The 17,111-nt window shown below is 61.4% G+C and carries 12 protein-coding genes; 4 read left to right on the forward strand and 8 right to left on the reverse strand.

Annotated elements, in window-relative coordinates; translation table 11 throughout:
• Positions 1-36: 36 nt before the first annotated feature.
• From ACYQ2I_RS14710 to hflX, 4 genes are all read right to left on the reverse strand, one after another.
• Positions 37-3,141, reverse strand: coding sequence for a type II and III secretion system protein family protein (locus tag ACYQ2I_RS14710; protein ID WP_460167781.1), 3,105 nt, complete (start codon positions 3,139-3,141; stop codon positions 37-39).
• Positions 3,142-3,515: 374 nt separating this feature from the next.
• Positions 3,516-4,241 (reverse strand): hypothetical protein, encoded by a 726-nt coding sequence (locus tag ACYQ2I_RS14715; RefSeq protein ID WP_460167782.1) that lies wholly within the window; start codon positions 4,239-4,241, stop codon positions 3,516-3,518.
• A 97-nt stretch (positions 4,242-4,338) separates the two neighbouring features.
• A complete protein-coding gene (locus ACYQ2I_RS14720) occupies positions 4,339-5,124 on the reverse strand; it encodes an SDR family oxidoreductase (RefSeq protein WP_460167783.1) in 786 nt (261 codons plus the stop codon).
• A 172-nt stretch (positions 5,125-5,296) separates the two neighbouring features.
• The gene (hflX, locus tag ACYQ2I_RS14725) at positions 5,297-6,649 is read right to left on the reverse strand and encodes a GTPase HflX (RefSeq protein ID WP_460167784.1); all 1,353 of its coding nucleotides are present in this window, start codon (positions 6,647-6,649) and stop codon (positions 5,297-5,299) included.
• Positions 6,650-6,968: 319 nt separating this feature from the next.
• On the opposite strand from hflX, the gene ACYQ2I_RS14730 reads away from it, so the two are divergent.
• Positions 6,969-7,904 (forward strand): histone deacetylase family protein, encoded by a 936-nt coding sequence (locus ACYQ2I_RS14730; RefSeq protein WP_460167785.1) that lies wholly within the window; start codon positions 6,969-6,971, stop codon positions 7,902-7,904.
• A 26-nt stretch (positions 7,905-7,930) separates the two neighbouring features.
• On the opposite strand, the gene ACYQ2I_RS14735 is transcribed toward ACYQ2I_RS14730, so the two are convergent.
• Both ACYQ2I_RS14735 and ACYQ2I_RS14740 read right to left on the reverse strand, forming a co-directional pair.
• Complete coding sequence (locus tag ACYQ2I_RS14735; RefSeq protein WP_460167786.1) at positions 7,931-9,712, reverse strand: adenylate/guanylate cyclase domain-containing protein; 1,782 nt, start codon at positions 9,710-9,712, stop codon at positions 7,931-7,933.
• A gap of 50 nt (positions 9,713-9,762) precedes the next feature.
• On the reverse strand, positions 9,763-12,006 hold the full coding sequence (locus ACYQ2I_RS14740) for a protein kinase domain-containing protein (RefSeq protein ID WP_460167787.1): 2,244 nt from the start codon (positions 12,004-12,006) through the stop codon (positions 9,763-9,765).
• A gap of 332 nt (positions 12,007-12,338) precedes the next feature.
• Between ACYQ2I_RS14740 and ACYQ2I_RS14745 the strand changes: the two genes are divergently transcribed.
• The 3 genes from ACYQ2I_RS14745 to ACYQ2I_RS14755 all read left to right on the forward strand — a co-directional run bounded on the left by ACYQ2I_RS14745 (position 12,339) and on the right by ACYQ2I_RS14755 (position 14,826).
• On the forward strand, positions 12,339-13,487 hold the full coding sequence (locus tag ACYQ2I_RS14745) for a hypothetical protein (protein WP_460167788.1): 1,149 nt from the start codon (positions 12,339-12,341) through the stop codon (positions 13,485-13,487).
• A gap of 284 nt (positions 13,488-13,771) precedes the next feature.
• Complete coding sequence (locus tag ACYQ2I_RS14750) at positions 13,772-14,077, forward strand: hypothetical protein (RefSeq protein ID WP_460167789.1); 306 nt, start codon at positions 13,772-13,774, stop codon at positions 14,075-14,077.
• A 146-nt stretch (positions 14,078-14,223) separates the two neighbouring features.
• Positions 14,224-14,826, forward strand: a complete 603-nt coding sequence (locus ACYQ2I_RS14755) for an RNA polymerase sigma factor (RefSeq protein WP_460167790.1) — start codon at positions 14,224-14,226, stop codon at positions 14,824-14,826.
• A gap of 125 nt (positions 14,827-14,951) precedes the next feature.
• Here the strand turns inward: ACYQ2I_RS14755 and ACYQ2I_RS14760 are convergent, their stop codons facing one another.
• Positions 14,952-15,386 carry a hypothetical protein gene (locus ACYQ2I_RS14760; RefSeq protein ID WP_460167791.1) on the reverse strand — a complete coding sequence of 145 codons (435 nt, stop codon included), beginning with the start codon at positions 15,384-15,386 and terminating at the stop codon, positions 14,952-14,954.
• Positions 15,387-15,622: 236 nt separating this feature from the next.
• Positions 15,623-17,038: a WD40 domain-containing protein gene (locus ACYQ2I_RS14765; protein WP_460167792.1), complete on the reverse strand. Its 1,416-nt coding sequence runs from the start codon at positions 17,036-17,038 to the stop codon at positions 15,623-15,625.
• Between the last annotated feature and the right edge of the window lie 73 nt (positions 17,039-17,111).

Below are 17,111 nucleotides of genomic sequence, written 5' to 3' on the forward strand. Positions count from 1 at the left end.
GTCCTTCGCTTTGTCTGCGCGATCGTCCGTGTTTCGTCAGTCGCCGTGTCCGTACGGGCCCGAAATCTGTGCCGGTCCGCCCGCGTTGTACCGCCGACGCAGCCGCGGCCACACCGTGCTGTCGTACTCCTGCGTGGGCCGACCTTCGATGTGCCCCTTCAGATAGAACTCGTGGTTCGTCGGCTCGGTCACGTCGAAGCCCGGTACCGGCGGCACTTCTTCCGGCTCCATCGGCTCGACCAATTCGGGCGTGACCAGGATGATCAGCTCGGTCTCGCGTCGCGAGATGCTTCGCCGGCCGAAGATCTGCGCCACAAACGGCAAGTCGCCCGCGTTGTCGCCCGACATCGCGTCGTCCAACAGACCGGCGATCGCCAGCGTCTGCCCTTCCCGCATCTCGACGGTCGTCGTCACCGCCCGCGTCTTCAACCCCGGCGTCCCGTTGACCGTGTTCTCGTCGTCGATCTGGCTGAACTCGGGCGCCACTTCGAGCCGAATGTGGTCCTTGTCCAGTACCGTCGGCAAGAAGGTAATGATCGCCCCGTACGCGCGGAAGTCGGTCGTCACCGCCCCCACTCCGTTGACGCCCACCGCAGTCGGCACGGCGAATTCGCCTCCGGCGATGAACGTGGCCGGTCGGCCGCTGAGGGTCACCAACGTGGGCTCGCTCAACAGCCGCACGACGCCGTGTTCCTCCAGGTAGTGGATGCCGAACTGGATGTCGCCCCCGTCGAAGTTACCCAAGATCGACGCCGTTCCCCCGGAGGCCAGATTCAGCAACGACTGGAGCAGCACCTCGCCCTGCGAGAAGTTCATGTCCATGTCGACGCCGAAGTTCCGCGCCGCCGAGCGGTTCAACTCGGCGATCTTGACCTTCAAGGCCACCTGGGCCGGTCCGGGGATCCGGAGCATGTTGATCACCTGCAAGGCGGGCAACGTCTGGTTGGTCGCCTCGTTGCCCACCGGATCGGCCGCCGTCCCCTCGGCCACCCCGCGGGCGGAAACGACTTCGCCGCGGATGATCGCCATGATCTGGGCGGCCTCGGCGGCGTCGCGTGCCTGGCCGCGGACGACCAGCTTGTCGCCCACCGCCGTCAACGTGACCTTGCTTTCGGGGAACAACCGCCGCAGATGGCTTTCCAACAGGCGGTATCGTTCCTCTTGTTGAAGTTGGATTTCGGGATCGGGCACCACCCGCACCAAATAGGTGACCGGCCGATATTTCTCGTCGGCGAACCAGAAGGTGACGTGGGTCGCCCCCTGCGACTTGCCCAAGATGGCCACTTCGCGGGTCGTGTAATGCGCCACGTCGCAAATACTCGGATCGACGACCGCCGTACGATAGATGTCGACCTTCGTCCGCAGCAACTTGCTCCGCCGCACGATCACCGTCAACTCGCCCGACTCGTCGATGACTTCGAACGGTCCCAATTTAGAAGCGTCGTCCTTCACCCCGGCAGGGCCTTTTGCTTCGTCGCCCGAAGCCGAAGCCCCGAGCACCGGACCGGGCTGCGCCACAGCCGGTTGAGGCCTCGACGGAACAGCCTGTGGCGCTTGCGGCACCAAGACTCGCGGCTGTGCCTGAATCACCGGAGGTTGCGGTAATCGTTGCGCCGGCAATGTTGCAGGACCGCCTCCCGACGGCGCCGGAACGGTCGGACTTGACTGTTGCGCCAACCGGTACGTCGGTTGTGGCTGCGAAAAGCTCTTTTCCGTCGATTGTGGTCGCTGCGCAATCGGCTGTGATTCGACCGCCTGCCCGGCCGCCGACCGAGTATCCGATGCGATCGCGGCCGAGGCCGTCGATTCGGCCTGAAGCCGGATAGCCGCTCGCGGTTCGGCCCGTTCGGCAATTCCGGCTGGTTTGTCGGCCGTAACCGACGGCGACGTGCTCTGCGTTGCTTCGGGTTCACTCCGTTCGCCCGTCGCCTCGGCCTGGGAATTCGAAACGTTCGCCGAAACCTGAATTTCGCTCGGGCCGGCTTTGGGTTCTACCGTCTCGGCTGCGACGGCAGCCTCCGCATGTGACGCACCCTGCTGAAGACGCCGCCGTGCCTCGGCGAGGTCGACCAACAGTCCGTTTTCCTGTACCGGCGCAGGTTGCTCGGCCGCAACCGGCTCGAAATCCGAATCTCTCGGCGTCGAAGTCTTTGCAACCTCCGAGGCGGGCGCGGCATTTCGAATACTCACCGTAACGCCCGGCGTTTTTTCGCGAGGCGTCCGTCCGGCAACGGTCGTCTCCGATCGGACGGCCGTCGTCGGAGTCGATTTCAATGCGGGCGAGGCGATATCACGCGAAACCGTTTCCGATCGCGCCATGCGCGATTCGTTTTCTTCAGGTGAATTGTTTGCTGCGAAAGGCGATGCTTGCCGCTGCACGAATCGCTCTGAAAGCGACGGCAACTTCGCTGGACCGCTTGTCGGCGTCCCGAGTACCGAAGGAACCGGCAACTGCGGCGGAGGCGATCGTTCGGCTATGGGGTGTTCATCCACAACCTCGTTTTTCACGCCCTGCGATGAGGCAGGCTGTGCGACCACAGGCGATTTCGAGATCGTCTCGGTCGGCGGATGAACGTCGACAGGCTGAACTCCCGGCTTCTGTTCGGGTACGGCGGCAGAAACAACCGGCGCCGTCGGTTCCGATTCGATTTCGACAAATCCCGGTGCACTCTCGATCACCGGAAGTCTTGCCGGTACAGATGCGCTGTTCGCCGGTTCGGCGGCAGCGCGGGCAGGAAACACCACCCGCGGCTTGGGACCGGTGTACTGGGGCACCTCGTGGCGTTTCGCAGTCGCCAAAAATGCGTTTCGAACTTCTTCGACCGGTCGCACGGGCGGCCGTGACGGCACGACCGTCACGGGAGTTGCCGGTGTAGGATTCGCCTCAGATTTTTCCGGCTGATCGGCCGGACGAATTACCAACGTCGCCGGGGAATCGTCCCTCGGAGCGGACGCCTCGTCCGGAACGTTTCCCTCGGCGATCCAAACCATCCCCGTATCGTCGGTAAGCGTGGACTCGCCGACCTCGACCCGCACTCTCGGCGGATCGGATTGTTCTTCGGCGACCACCGTCGTCCCGACGACACAGATCGCCAGCATCGCCGTGATCCAGACCCGCCCGCGGTAGCTGATGACTTCCATGTCGTTCACTTCCCGTCGACAGAATCGTTCCCCTGTTACCGATCGCTTGCTGGAAACGACCGGAACGAACCGCGGATTCCATTCGCCGCGCGACTCGTTCCGCTCAAAGGGAACTCAGGTTAGGCTCGCTTGGCCCCCATCCGGAACCGAACGGGGCGCGCATGGCGTGACGTCGTGACAACACGCCACGGTCAAGGTATCGAAGAAATCGACCACACCGATTGAGAAAAATGTTCGGTGAGCGCAACTTCCGCGATCAAGAGAACCGAAACAGTTTACCTAGACGACTTAGCTTTCCCACGCCGCCAGCTAATTCCCCCGAAAGAGCGGCCCCCTTGAATCCGACCACCGCTCTCGTGGCGCAGTGACCAGCGTCACGAGGAACCTTCCTCGGCGGAGGAATCCGTTTCGGAATCATCATGCGGAGAAGTGTTCTGCGGTCCCCCCTCTCCCGAGCGTGCAGGCGAAGGGTTGAACACCCTAGGTGAAGGTGCACGGCGATTCGCCCGTTGAATCAAGGTCTTGCGATTGCCGAGCGCTTCCCTCAACTCGGCATCGGCATTCAATAAGGCGTCGCGCACGACGTCTTCGGAATCGTCGTCGGGGGTGGTAATCTCATCAAGCAATTGGAGAAGCGATCGGACGATCACCGTTTGGGCCTCGTCGCCGGCCTGGGGGGAGGCGATTCCCCTTTCGGCCAACCGCGCCCGAGCGTCGGCGATTGCCTTGGGCGGTGAATACGGTTGTTCGCGGCCGCTGGTCGAAGCAGCGTCGGGACGGCGGGCGTTTCCCTCCAGCGAGGCGATCAGCTCTTTATCGGCCTCCAAGAGCAGCTCGCGGACCGCCCGCTTTTCGTCGGGTGAGGCGTCACTGTCGTCCAACGCCTCGAGAAGTTTGCGGACGACCGCCGAGTGCACCTGATCATCCTGTGGATCGGGCGCTCCCTGGGTCCCGCTCGTGGGAGTCGTTGCGACCTCGGTTCCCGAACGGCCGGTGGCTCCTCCATCGCTGTTGCCGCATCCTGTGCAGTACGGCAAACCGCAGAGAGCGACCACCAACGCCCCGATGAACAATCGTCCCGACTGTACGCGGCATCCCATGAATGCACCCTCGAATTCGGTCGCTGTAGCTGTATGCCCGCCCCTGCTGCAAGGATACGAAAGCCGCGCAAAACAGGCAAGATTTTCCGCCAAACCTTCACGAATAATGATCGAGGATGCGATCCATGATTCGGGGAAACACACGACTAAGAAACACCATGCCTTGCCCCCAAACGTGGGGAATGATCTCGGCCTTCCCCTTGCGTATTCCTTTCACGATTGCCTTGGCGACGCGCTCGGGGGGAACGGGCTCCGGTTCGGGCCACGGCGGTTCGACTCCCTTTTCCAGCGGACTGTCGAACAGCTCCGTCTTCGTGCGTCCCGGGCTTACGACCATGACGTCGATCCCGTGTTTGCGGAATTCCGAACGAATCGCCTCGCTGAACCCGTGCAGGGCGAATTTGCTGGCGCAATAGTAGCTTCGGTAGGGGATTCCGCGGTGGCCCAACACCGAACCGACGTTCACCACGATCGGATGATTCCCTTCTTTCAACAGCGGAATCGCCAAGTAGGTCAGCTCGACGGCAGAAAAGAAATTCAATTCCATGACCCGGCGCAACACGTCGGGATCGGTGTCCTCAAATAACCCCAAGGCCGCCATTCCGGCGTTGTTGACGAGGATATCGAGTCCGCCCAGCTCGGTTGTCGCCGTCTCGATCACCCGCTTGCGGTCGTCCGGAACGGTCAGGTCGGCGGGACACGCCACGACGCGACCACCTTTACCTGCCGTTTGCTCGGCAATCTGTTCGAGACGTTCACGACGGCGTGCGACGACGACGACGTCCGCCCCTGCCTCGGCAAGCAACCGGGCGGTCTCACGTCCGATTCCGCTCGAGGCCCCGGTAACGACCGCTCGCTTTCCGTTGATCGTGCGTTTGGCCATGGTCCGTCCTTCCTGTTGCGGCAGCGTACGAGCGCTTATCGCAGCCGTCTTCCTCCGACGGCCCCAAAGCGATGAGTGTAGCATGCCGCCGCGACGGCGACGACCCCGAGAGAAATACCGACAAGCCGCAGGTTGCAGACGCTTCCGTGTTCGGGGAACGGCACTCGGCCGTTCAATCGAGTTCGGAAGCCGCCTCGAACGGTTCGGTGTTACCGTTTCCGTTCGCTGCCCTTCTCTCGTGACGCCCGTTATGATGCCGACGAACTTGCGCGCCCAACCGCTTCGCCTTGCCGAGCCACTCTTTCGGAAGTCGGCAATGGACGACGACGTAGGCATCGTCATGATAATGCTTCGCGAGCACCTCGCCCCTCTCGGCCAAGAAAGCCATCAACCGGCCGTTGGAGATGTCGCAACGGACATCCAATTCGAGGAACTTGCCGGCCAACATTTCCGACGCTGCATGCGCCAACCGGTCGAGCCCTTCCCCGGTGCGGGCGCTGATGGCGATGGCATTCGGATATCGCGTGAGAATCGCATCAAGCCGATCACGATGGGCCAACCTGTCGATCTTATTGACGACCAACAGGGTATCTTTCTGGTCGATCCCCAACTCGGCAAGCACATCGTAAGCGGCACTTACTTGCTGGAAGAACGCATCGTTGCCCGCGTCGGCCACGTGCAACAACAGGTCGGCACAGCGGGCTTCTTCCAAGGTCGCCTTGAAGCTGGCAATCAAGTGGTGGGGAAGATTGCGAATGAAGCCGACGGTGTCGCTGAGCAAGACCGGGCCCCAGCCGGGAAGCTGCCATCGGCGGGTTCGCGTATCGAGCGTGGCGAACAGGGCGTCTTTGACGAAGACGTCGGCGCCCGTCAAGGCGTTGAGCAGCGTACTCTTGCCCGCATTCGTATAACCGACGAGCGAAACCGTCTTATGTCGCCGACGCGAGGCCACTTCACGTTCGCGACGACGATAGACGACTTCCAACTCGCGTCGCAAATCGGCAATCCGCCGATCGACCAGACGGCGGTCGACTTCGAGTTGCTTTTCGCCGGGCCCGCGCAGGCCGACACCGCCTTTCGTCTGGCGTTCCAAGTGCGTCCATAGTCGTTTCAGGCGGGGACGGGCATATTCGAGTTGGGCCAGCTCGACGGCCAAACGTGCCTCGTAAGTGCGGGCGCGCTTCGCAAAGATATCGAGAATCAATTCGGTTCGGTCGATCACGCGGGCGCCGAGGCTTTTTTCGAGGTTTCGCGCCTGGGCGGGCGACAGATCGTTGTCGAAGATCGCCAGGTCGGCATTGTACTTTTTGACCAACTCCGCCAGTTCGTCGACCTTTCCTTTGCCGAGATAGGTCGCCGGGTCGGGAACACGGCGTTTCTGCGTCAACTCGCCGACTACCTTGACTCCGGCCGCCTCGGCCAAGCCGGCCAGCTCTCCCAGCGGCGGATCGTCGACGACGGCATTTTCCAAAAATACGCCCACCAGAATCGCCGATTCTTCTACCGGCGGCCAATTACGCTGCATGTCACGGATGCTCACAGAGGTAGACGCCCTCCTACTCGAAACCGGTTTCGACTCCAACCCCCGGTGGAACCAAACAAACTTCCACCCCGCGGGAACGTATCTTTGCCCTCTTTTATCGTAATGAGCACGCCCGATGGGGAAAAGTTCGTTTTCTTGTCGATTTGCCGCACCTTGCCTCGTTCCTCATGTTTCCAGTCGTTATCCGCCCGATGCGTGCATCCCGGACGGCGGAGTGCTACCATAGGACATTCGAAAACTCCCATAGTGTTCCACGCCGGATTCATCGGCGTTCCCCAAAAGTGTTCCACATTCGATCGCCATGACGCTTTTCTATTACAGTCCGCAGTTCTTGCACCACGAGACGGGCAACCACGTCGAATCGGCCAATCGTATTCGACACATCCCCGAGCACTTGGAAAAGCTCGGGCTTTTGGCTCGGTCCACACGTCCCGAATGGAAGCCTATTTCGCGGACACGATTGAACTACGCGCACACGCCGCGTTATGTCGACGAGGTTTGGGCGACGGCGAAATCAGGCGGCGGCGACCTGGATCCCGACACGATTTGCAGTCCGGCCTCGTACGACGTCGCCTTGCTGGCCGCGGGTGCCGCATGCGATGCCGTCGCACGCGTGTTGCAAGGAGAGGACCGCAACGCCTTTTGTCTGTTGCGGCCGCCCGGCCACCACGCCCTGCGAGACCGGGCGATGGGCTTTTGCATCTTCAACAATGTCGCCCTGGCCGCCGCCTCGGCCGTTTGGGAGTACGACTTGGAACGCGTCCTGGTTGTCGACTGGGACATCCACCACGGAAACGGTACCCAAGCGATCTTCTGGCAAGATCCGAAAGTCGGCTTCCTTTCCATCCACCGTTGGCCGTTTTTCCCGGGCACCGGGAGCGAAGACGAACAGGGCGAAGGCGAAGGCGCAGGGACTATCTTGAACTTACCGGTCGAATTCGGGATTTCGCGAGAAGAATACGTATCGCTCTTTCGCGAGGCCGTCGAAAAGATGGCCGACCGCATCCGTCCGCAACTGATCCTGGTGAGTGCGGGATTCGACACCCACCGACTCGACCCCCTGGGGGGCTTGGGCCTGGAAACCGAAGATTTCGGCACGCTTACCGACATCGTCGCCGAGGCGGCCGACAAGCACTGCGACGGCAAACTCGTCAGCGTACTCGAAGGCGGCTACAACCCGGAAGCGTTGGCCGACTCGGTGGCCGTCCACCTTGAACACCTGCTCGCGTGCGGCTGATTCCCTGCGAAACCGAAGTGCCCCCCTTATTTGACCGCGAGCCGGACGGCACCGTCCCAATCGTCGGGCGGTGTGCGATTGTGTTGGGCGATGTGGACCATCAAGAAGTCGGTCCCGCGATCTCTTGAGGGCATTCGGCGCAACAGGTCGTAGGCCGCATTCCAATCGCCCGCCACGAAGGCCTCGACGGCTTCGTCGCAGCAACGCAAGTGTTCGTCTTCCAGCAACGGCAGCTCCGAGTACGGCGGCACCAGCTCACTGACGATCAACGACACGTCCATGCCGTACGGGCGTACCGAGGCCAATCGGCGTACGCGAGCGACATCGCGAGGCACCATCTCGCGGACCAGTCGGGCGGTCGCCTCGTCCAACAACACGGGGGCGTGTAGTAGTTTCGTCATCCCCTCCAGGCGAGAGGCCAAGTTCACCACCGGCCCGAACACTGAAACCTTTGCGTGATCGGCCGTTCCGATCTTTCCTGCGACGGCTCGACCGGTAGCGATACCGATTCCCACCCGAAACGCGGAGCGTTCCTCGTCCGCCGAATTGGCCCGCGACTCGAACTCACGACGTATTCCCAAGGCCGCTTTTGCGGCCGACTCGATGCGGTCGTCCTGCTCGATCGGCCAGCCCCAAAAGCCCATAGCCGCATCACCCTGGAAGTCGCCGATCACGCCGCCGTTATCGAGGATATGGCGTGTCATGACACCTAAAGCATCCCCGACTCGAGCGAGCAACTTCAGCAGGTTGTCGGACCATCGCTCGGTTTCCAACGAGAACCCTCGCAAATCGCTGAAGATCACGGTGACTTCGGTCTCGCGAGGCGAAAGGACTTCGTCGGGGTTCTCGTCGGCGATCGATTCCAAGATCACCGGCGAGAGAAAACGGCTGAGAACGGCTTCCCGCCGCTCGAGCGCCCGGATCCGCTGCACGGCGGCGAAGATTCCGGCCGTCAATTCGAGAAACTTCACATCTTCCCGCAGGTCGTGAGCCGTCGAATCGCTCAGCTCCGAAGCCGGACGGCGGAAATTTCCCGCCACGTACAGGGCCCAGCGGGGCTTTCCTTCCGACAAGACCGGAGTGCACGCGGCCCAATCGATATCTTGCCGTGCGGTGTACGCATGCCGGGAATCGTGCGTATGGCGCCAAATATGTACCACGCTTCGACGACTACGGCAGGCATCGAGAATCAGCCCGCGACTCGGCTGAAACTCTCCCGAAGCCGACAAACGACGATCCCAATGTTCGAGCCGAATCGGCGTTTCGCCGTCCGAAGATTCGTTTTCCAGAGAAACCACCGCCGCGGCGTCGGCCGCCGGGATGCCCGACAAAAGCATGTTCACCAAGCGGTCATATCGTTCGCGGTCGTCGCGTCCCGACGAAAGGACGTCGGGCAGACGACTCAAGACTTCCAGTCGATGATCGGGATTCCGAAAGCTGACGTCGCGCAGGCTCGAAGCCGTGTACGCTTGCTCCTCGACCGGCGGCGGAACGTCGACCGCGATGGACGCCTGTTGGTCGATCAGCGAAAACGTGGTGCGACCGATGACGAAACTGTCGCCGGGACGCAATTCGATTTCGTCCGATTCGCGTCCGTGATGGTAGACGGGATTTTTCGCTTCAGGCAACCGAACGACGGTCAACACTTTTCCGTCGTAATGTAAGCGTGCGTGCCGACGCGAGATACGCGGATCCCAAGGAACGCCCCATCCGCCTTCCCGTCGCCCGAGCAACACCGGTGTTCCCACCGGCAGAGGACGCCGCCAACGATGGTGTTCGGATTCCCCTTGGGCGATCAGGTCTGCCATGTATTAGAAAGATTTCAACACTTCTCGAAAAAGGTCACTTTCAAGATTCATCACCCCGGTCGAGGTGAGTCGTTGCCGTCGGCGGCGATCGTGTCGCGGGAGTGCACGGTGGCATCGGGAGTCGGCGAGTCGGGTGCACCCTCGCGCGGCGTACTCGCAGCGAAGCGCCCCCTGTCACCGCCGAATAGCGCAGCTCGCGGGGACCCCGCATCTCTCAACATGCGCCAGGTCATCGCCCAAAGCCCCAGCAATACCCCGCCTATCACCATGATACCGGCCAGCCCCCATCGGACCAGGCTACGGCGAATCTGTTGGAGCGGCTCCGTAATTGCCGAATCGTAGTCTTGGACGACGATCACCGCCCAGCCGACGTCCCGAGCCCGCGGCCGTTCACTTTCGCTTGCTTCAGGAACACGGATTGCCGCCATCTGAGCCAGATACCGCTTGGCGTAAGCCGCCCCCTCGGGATCCTTTGCGAGTGGATCCTCGAACCGGATGGTCGGCTCCGGAGGAGAGACATCTTCACGAACGGGGACCGGCAGGTGGTCCAAGTCCAAGCGATACTCTTGAAAGTGTTCGGGAACCTGGGAACGATGCTGCAAGATCTCGTGAAACAGTGGATGCTGGAGAACCATCCCCTGGTAACTGCACGGCCGCATCTCGACAAGGATCGGATATTGCCGCGGCGTCCCCCGCAACTCGATGAACCGATTGACCTCGACGGTCAGCGCCACCACCCCCATGAAGCGGCCGGTTTCCCGATCGACCACGGGCGTTGCCACGGCCACGATCCATAGTCCGTTGGCCTCGCTCCGAAAAACCGCCGAAAGAGCCGTCTTTTTGAGATGCACGCCCGCCGGCGGACGCCGCCCTTTCTCGAGGTCGTCGGCATAACCGGTGAAGAAACTCCGCCATGCGTAATTGCGTCCGATCGTTTCGGCAAACGGTTCGCGGGCAACAGAAGTCCCGTCAGGATCGCAGAAAAACCAACTCGCAACATCGGCGTCTTGTAGTTCTTCGGCCGGGGGACGCATCCATCGAGGAATCGCCCGGCCGAGCGACTGTTGTAACGCTTCACGATCCTCCGCAGCGCGAAAGGCCTTCCGCGCAGCGGCAAGCGTCGCGGCATCGGCATTCTCGTCGTTGAGCCGTTCCCGAAGCGCGCGGATCTCGGACGAATCCAAATAACGCCGCACCGCTGCTTGGAACTCGGGATTCTCGGCCACCTGCTCGACGGCCTCGTAACGCCGACGGATCTCTTTGCCCGCCAGGCCGGCCACGTACTCGGCGGTCAGACGATTGTTTTCCAAAGCAAGGATCGTCAAGTGATTCCCCGACTTATCCAACGCTGCGTTGAAACCGCGTCGGGCGAACACCCCGGTGATGATCAGCAAGAGCATCGGCCCGATCAACCCCAATAACACCAACGGGCGACGGGCCTTTTGGCGGGACCATCCCTCAAGCGCCGACAACACCGACTCGACGTTCGGAAACCGTTTCCGGGGATCCGGCTCGAGACAACGCTCGATGATTTCCACCAGCCCGCGATCGACACCCGGCACGCGGCGCAGATCGGTCGGCACCCCCAAGCGGTGAATGAGCTGCCGGTAGGCTTTCAAACGCTTGTCCAAGTCGCCAATGTCCCGCAGCTTGCGAATGCGTTCCTCGTTCCGGTGCGGAACGCGCCCGGTGAGCATGCAATACGCGAGCGAGCCCAAGGCGTACACATCCCAACGGGCATCGGGCACAGCGGCCAAATCGGCCTGTTCGGGCGCCATGTGAAACAGCGTGCCCAACGCCGGGGCCTGTTCATGCGAAAGCCGCGCTTGACCGAAGTCCGCCAAACGCGGTTTGCCGTCTTGATCGAGCAAGACGTTCGCCGGTTTCAAATCGCAATGGAGCACTCCTTTCCCGTGCGCGTGCAGTAACCCGACGGCGATATCGTGGAACAAAGAAACCGCCTCGTCCACCGGTAAGGGACCGTTTTCAAGCCGATCGGCAAGCGAGCCGTGCTCCATGTACTCCATGATGTAGTACGGTGGATCGGCATCCCATCCGACGGCGATCAACTGCACGATGTAGCGATCGGCGAACAAGAACGACAGCTTTTCGACCTCGCGCGAAAGCAACGACCAGTCCAAGCCGCCGCGAGAAGTGTAGAACTTGATCGCCACCCGCCGTCCGGTATTCCGCTCGATGGCCACCCATACTTCACCGTAGGCGCCGACGCCGAGCAAACGTTCCGGATCGTAGCCGGGAACGTCTGTAGGCGGCCGAGAGTGAGAAAGACTCATCTCCCGTGATCGACGGCGGTCGTCGCCGCCCTGCGGAATCGTGGCGTCGCTGTGCATACTCGTAGACGATCACGGCTGGGGACTCGAATTCGACTCTCCCGGATCGCTTCGACCGCACGGTTCTCTTCCGGGAAAGACAACACCGCTGTTCGAAGCCGTCATTCGACACGACGGCGGCAGGTAGCTCTTTTCGAGTATAGCAGCATCACATTCGCTAAAACCAGCACACCCCGTCCGTTTCCAAGGTAAGACGCACGACAAGCTACATTTCTAAGAGGTTTACAAGCCTTCCGCGCAAACGGACCGAAGGACATTTCGACGGTTTACCTGCGATGCCCAATTCTCCCGGCGTTCCCGACGAAAAACGAGTCTTCTTGCGACCGTCCGCAACACCGTTGCGACGCTTGTCTCCGCAAACGGCCAGGGGCGTTTTGGTGCTCGCCCTGTTGGTCTGTGCGTCCGCGATCGCATTGACCTTTTCACCTGCGGCCGAAAGCAATCGCTCCGCCACGCCGCGCAAGACCAACGACATGGATTTGTACGAAGCGGTAGTCGCGCGTACGTCGGCGGGTGAAAACTATTACGCGGTGGCTGCATCGGAACTTCCCGCGCGCGGGTTTCCGACGACAAGTGTCTTCAATTGGCGACTGCCGACTCTGTTTCGAGGTTTGGCGATTCTGCCGTCGCCGTCGTGGGGCAAAGTGCTCTTGACGATCTTGAGTGTGCTCGTCGTAGCCGGTGCCTTCGAACTGCTGGCCCGCGAAGACCGAGGATTGCTCATTCCAACGACTGCGGCAGTGCTGCTTATCGGCGCGATCTTGCTTCCGGCAACACTGGGGCGTCAATATCTGGCCACCGAACTTTGGGCGGGCGTGCTGATTTGTCTTTCACTGGTCGCGTGGGGATTCGGCCGGGGCGGGTGGTCGATCGGCCTGGGAGTCGCAGCCGCGTTCATCCGCGAGCTGGCGGTGTTGTACTGTCTCGTATCTTGTCTCACGGCCCTTTGCGAAAGGCGTTACCGGGAAGCCTGCGGTTGGGCGGCCGGCATCGGGCTTTGGGGAATCTTTTTCGCCCGGCACGCGTGGAACGTGATGCATCATATGCCTGCCGAAGGCGCAACCGCGGGCCCCGGCTGGCTGCGGTTCGGCGGCGCGGCATTTCTGATCAGCTTGACGCAGATGAACGCCTACCTGATCGTGCTTCCGCAGGCCGTCGCGGCCGCCTATCTTGCGGCGGCGTGGCTGGGAATGCTTGGTTGGAATACGCCCTTCGGACGTCGCACGACGTATGCTCTTTGCAGTTACTTGGCGGCATTCGCGGCCGTCGGTCGTGAATTCAATCAGTATTGGGGCCAACTGATTGCGGGACTCTTGGCATTGGCCGTCGCCCACGCCGCGCCCGCGGCAGTCGATTTGATATCGGCCGCACGCCACCGTCTAACCACCAACACAACCCCCTCTACAGAAGGGAGGCCTGGCTGAATCGACCGGGAATCTCCGGTTTTCCGGAAAAAACGGGCGGAATTCGTGAACCTCGCGGTTCGATCTGCTGTCATAGCCCTCGTACTCCCCGAGCCGGCCCCCACACTCTGTTGGGGGACCACCGATTTCCCACTCGCGATGGATGATCGGGACGAGTATGATGGTTTAATGGCCTCAGGTAGCCGCCGGGCACAAACCGAACTCCGGCTCGCGGCACCGGGGCCGAGGTGTAATTTGTTGTTTCGTCGTTCCCTTCAAACCACGCAAATGCGTAGGGGTTGATCATGGGTACCGTCATCACGAAAGTCGTCAAGGTGGTCAAACGCGACGTCATCGGCACCACGCGAGTGAAGGCCGTCGTCGTTACCCTGACGCGGACGGTAGCCGGTATCGCCCTGCGCGCTTCTGCGGCCGCTTTGTGGTTTGCCTTGCGATTGCGAGAACCCCTCGGATTGTTGCGGGCAAACGGTCTGATGCGGCATTCGATGTGCGTGGTCTCGATGTCTCATGCCCACGCGAGCCGGTCGGCGGACCATCGACGCCGCCTCGGATCGGTCTCGCGGCACGGGTCAAGTAGTCCGGGTTGTTGACGCCCCGCTCACGGGGACATCCACCTGAACCGACGCTTGACCCGCCGGGCGACCGATCACCGGCTGCGGGCTGTTTCTGCACCGCGCCGAAGGTCGGACCGTTGCTCGTTGCGGCAAGCGGCGGCTTGCACGAAGGGAACCAATCGATGGCAATCCAAGAACTCTCCTCCAATCCGAATACTCGTATTTCCGACACACAGCTTCCGATCGACGTCGAATCGCTGGTGACCGCGGCTCAAGCCGGCGACGAACGGGCCTTCGAAGTGTTGTTCGACGCCTTCCACGGTATGGTGCGAGCGACGGTGCGCGCCGTCATCCACGACGAATCCGAGACCCAAGAGGCCGTCCAAGAGGTGTTCATCCAAGCCTACCGCAAGCTTGACCAGTTGACCGACGGCAGCAAGTTCCCCGGTTGGTTGCGGACGATCGCCAACCGCATGGCGATCAATCGCGCCGTCCGCGGCAAGCGGCATCGAATGCTCTCGGGGGAATTCCTCGACAGCGAGCCGAGTAACGGAACCTCGCCCCTGGCCGACATGCTGGCCGCCGAGCGGTCCGAAGTCGTCCGGCGCGGCCTGGAACGACTGGGGAGACTCGACCGCGATACGCTCGAAGCCTTCTATTTCGACGGCCAATCGCTGGCCGAGATGAGTCGTCGATTCGATTCGCCCATCGGCACGATCAAGCGGCGACTGCACGTCGCCCGCAAACGGCTGGCACAAGAAATCGAACCGCTGCTCACGTCGTAACGTATCGGGAACGCACCTGAGTTTCGCCCCAAGAATTGAAGAAGCGGCGCCTTCCATGAACGGAACGCGCCGCTTTACTTTTCAATGCCGCATGTTTGCCGATACGCCGCACGGCGAGGCGAGGCTTATTTTTCCTCTTCCTTTTTCGGCAACGGCACGGGCAGCTTGCCTTGAGCGATCAGCTCGCCGAAGGTCGGAATCTTGACATCCTTCGGTTCGTCGGGTTTGCGGGGACGGCTCGGCATCTTCGCCACGGCATCCAAGGCCTCGCGAATCTTCTCGGGATTTCGAGCGTCGAGCCGACGATCAAGCAACTTGTCGAGTGCCTGCCCGTACAAGTTTCGGTTCTTCTTGCTCGTTCCTTCGTGGCAAATGTTGCACTTGGCTTCGGCCACGGCCTGGGCAAATGCCACGTCTTTGGGGTCTTTGCTGTCGGGCTTGACGTACTTCGTCTCGAACTCCTTCTTGAATTGCGAGATCGCCCAAACAGGCCGAATCGCAACCGTCGTTGCCAGGCAAGCCGCCAACAACGTCAATCCCACCACAAGATGCCGTTTCATCGGGTTCTCCCTCCAATCATTTCGCACGGAACGTACAGCCAATCGTCCGATGCGGCCGAAAACAACCCATTCGGCCCTCGGTCGATCTATGCCAAGTAAAGTCTACCCACAGGGTCAAGTCAATTTTTCTTTCCCTTTTTGCCGTGTTCGAATGGGACTCCTGCAAATGGTGAACAAAGCGACAAGAAGGCAGAAAGCCCCGATTGTCGGGCCTCGGCAGAAACCGGCGAACCGGGTCAAGGAGAGGCGGTTGCGGGCGGAGCGTCCGTCTGGGGGTAGGGCGAAAGCACGGCCGTCGTCTTTCCCGATTCGACGTCGAGCACGCGAACTTCCCCCGCCCAATCGCCGGCAATGATGTGCCGTCCGTCGAGGCTCGCGGTCACCTCCAGGACGATCTCGGAGAATGCCGGAAATGTCTTGATCGCCTTCCCCGAGGCATCCCAGACCTTGACGGTCTTGTCGCGTCCTCCCGACACGACGTTGCCGTCGGGCAAGAAGTCGATCGACGCCACACCGCCGTTGTGGGCATTGATGCTACGGACAAGATTCCCGTCGAGCATATTCCACAGCTTCACCGTTCCGTCTTCCGAACACGAGGCCAGCACGTTCGAGTCGGGACGCCAGGCCAGATCGGTAATCGCTCCCTTGTGACCGTCCAGACGATAGAACTCGCGGTCGGTGCCTGCTTCCCATACCCACAATCCCCCGCTGCGGTCGGCGGTTGCCATGAGGATGCCGTCCGGGCTGACGGCCGCGGCGTAAACCCAGTCCGTGTGTTTCTTGATTTGTGTCGCCAACGTACCGTCGGCGGTATTGAAGACGCGGACGAGTCGCTGCGGGCCGCCCAACACCACGAACGACTGATCAGGACTAATATCGCAAGTAAGCACGGCGTCGAATTCGTCGCCGACGCGTGTGATCTCTTTTCCTGTTCGCACGTCGTACAAGACGACGGTCCCCAGCTTGGCCCCCGTTCCTCCACCGGCTGCCAAGACGGCCCCGGAACGCGAAAACTTCAAATCGTAGGGCATTCCCGGATCGAAGGGTAAAATCCCCAGCAGCTCCCCCGTCTCCAAGTGATACAGGCAAATCTGGCGGAGCCCGGCGACGGCCGCCAACGGTGCCCCCGGTGCGGCAGCCAACGCCGTCACGGCGCCGCGATGCGAGGTGACGGTGAGCGGTTGTTTTGCCACGCCCTCGGGCATGATCGCCTCGGCTTTCGCGCCGACGGGCCCCGTCATCGCCAGCTCGACCTTCGGCTTTGCCGCGGCCGCGGTGGAACCGGAGTCTTTCAATGCACCGCCTTCGATCCAGCGTTGAATGATGCTCAGCTTGGCATCGGGTAACTTGTCCTGGTTGGGCGGCATCGCCGGTTCGTCTTGATGCGAAACCAACAACCACAAGTACGACGAATCGGGATCGCCCGCTTCGATACACGTGCCGCTGGCACCGCCTTCCATCAGCATCTCGTACGAATCGAGGGCCAGATCATTCGTGGCCTTGTTTTGATTGTGGCACGCAAAACAATGCTCCCTCAAAATCGGTTTCACGTGGTCTTCGTAGGTGATCTTCTCATCCGCCGCGCGGCCGGAAGTACCGATCCCCAGCGACAACACGAAAACGACGGCGACCGAGATGATTCGGCTTGTCATGTGAGCACCTGGTTTCTTCTGCAACAGGGGTGTTGCTCCGTACGATTCGATTGGCGAGCTGCACGATCCTGCG

The sequence above is a fragment of the Thermostilla marina genome (assembly GCF_054657455.1).

Bases quoted from the DNA above. Each gene is read 5' to 3' on its own strand.
- ACYQ2I_RS14710 (WP_460167781.1), bottom strand. From the start codon at position 3,141: ATGGAAGTCATCAGCTACCGCGGGCGGGTCTGGATCACGGCGATGCTG.
- ACYQ2I_RS14715 (WP_460167782.1), bottom strand. From the start codon at position 4,241: ATGGGATGCCGCGTACAGTCGGGACGATTGTTCATCGGGGCGTTGGTG.
- ACYQ2I_RS14720 (WP_460167783.1), bottom strand. From the start codon at position 5,124: ATGGCCAAACGCACGATCAACGGAAAGCGAGCGGTCGTTACCGGGGCC.
- hflX (WP_460167784.1), bottom strand. From the start codon at position 6,649: ATGCAGCGTAATTGGCCGCCGGTAGAAGAATCGGCGATTCTGGTGGGC.
- ACYQ2I_RS14730 (WP_460167785.1), top strand. From the start codon at position 6,969: ATGACGCTTTTCTATTACAGTCCGCAGTTCTTGCACCACGAGACGGGC.
- ACYQ2I_RS14735 (WP_460167786.1), bottom strand. From the start codon at position 9,712: ATGGCAGACCTGATCGCCCAAGGGGAATCCGAACACCATCGTTGGCGG.
- ACYQ2I_RS14740 (WP_460167787.1), bottom strand. From the start codon at position 12,006: ATGAGTCTTTCTCACTCTCGGCCGCCTACAGACGTTCCCGGCTACGAT.
- ACYQ2I_RS14745 (WP_460167788.1), top strand. From the start codon at position 12,339: ATGCCCAATTCTCCCGGCGTTCCCGACGAAAAACGAGTCTTCTTGCGA.
- ACYQ2I_RS14750 (WP_460167789.1), top strand. From the start codon at position 13,772: ATGGGTACCGTCATCACGAAAGTCGTCAAGGTGGTCAAACGCGACGTC.
- ACYQ2I_RS14755 (WP_460167790.1), top strand. From the start codon at position 14,224: ATGGCAATCCAAGAACTCTCCTCCAATCCGAATACTCGTATTTCCGAC.
- ACYQ2I_RS14760 (WP_460167791.1), bottom strand. From the start codon at position 15,386: ATGAAACGGCATCTTGTGGTGGGATTGACGTTGTTGGCGGCTTGCCTG.
- ACYQ2I_RS14765 (WP_460167792.1), bottom strand. From the start codon at position 17,038: ATGACAAGCCGAATCATCTCGGTCGCCGTCGTTTTCGTGTTGTCGCTG.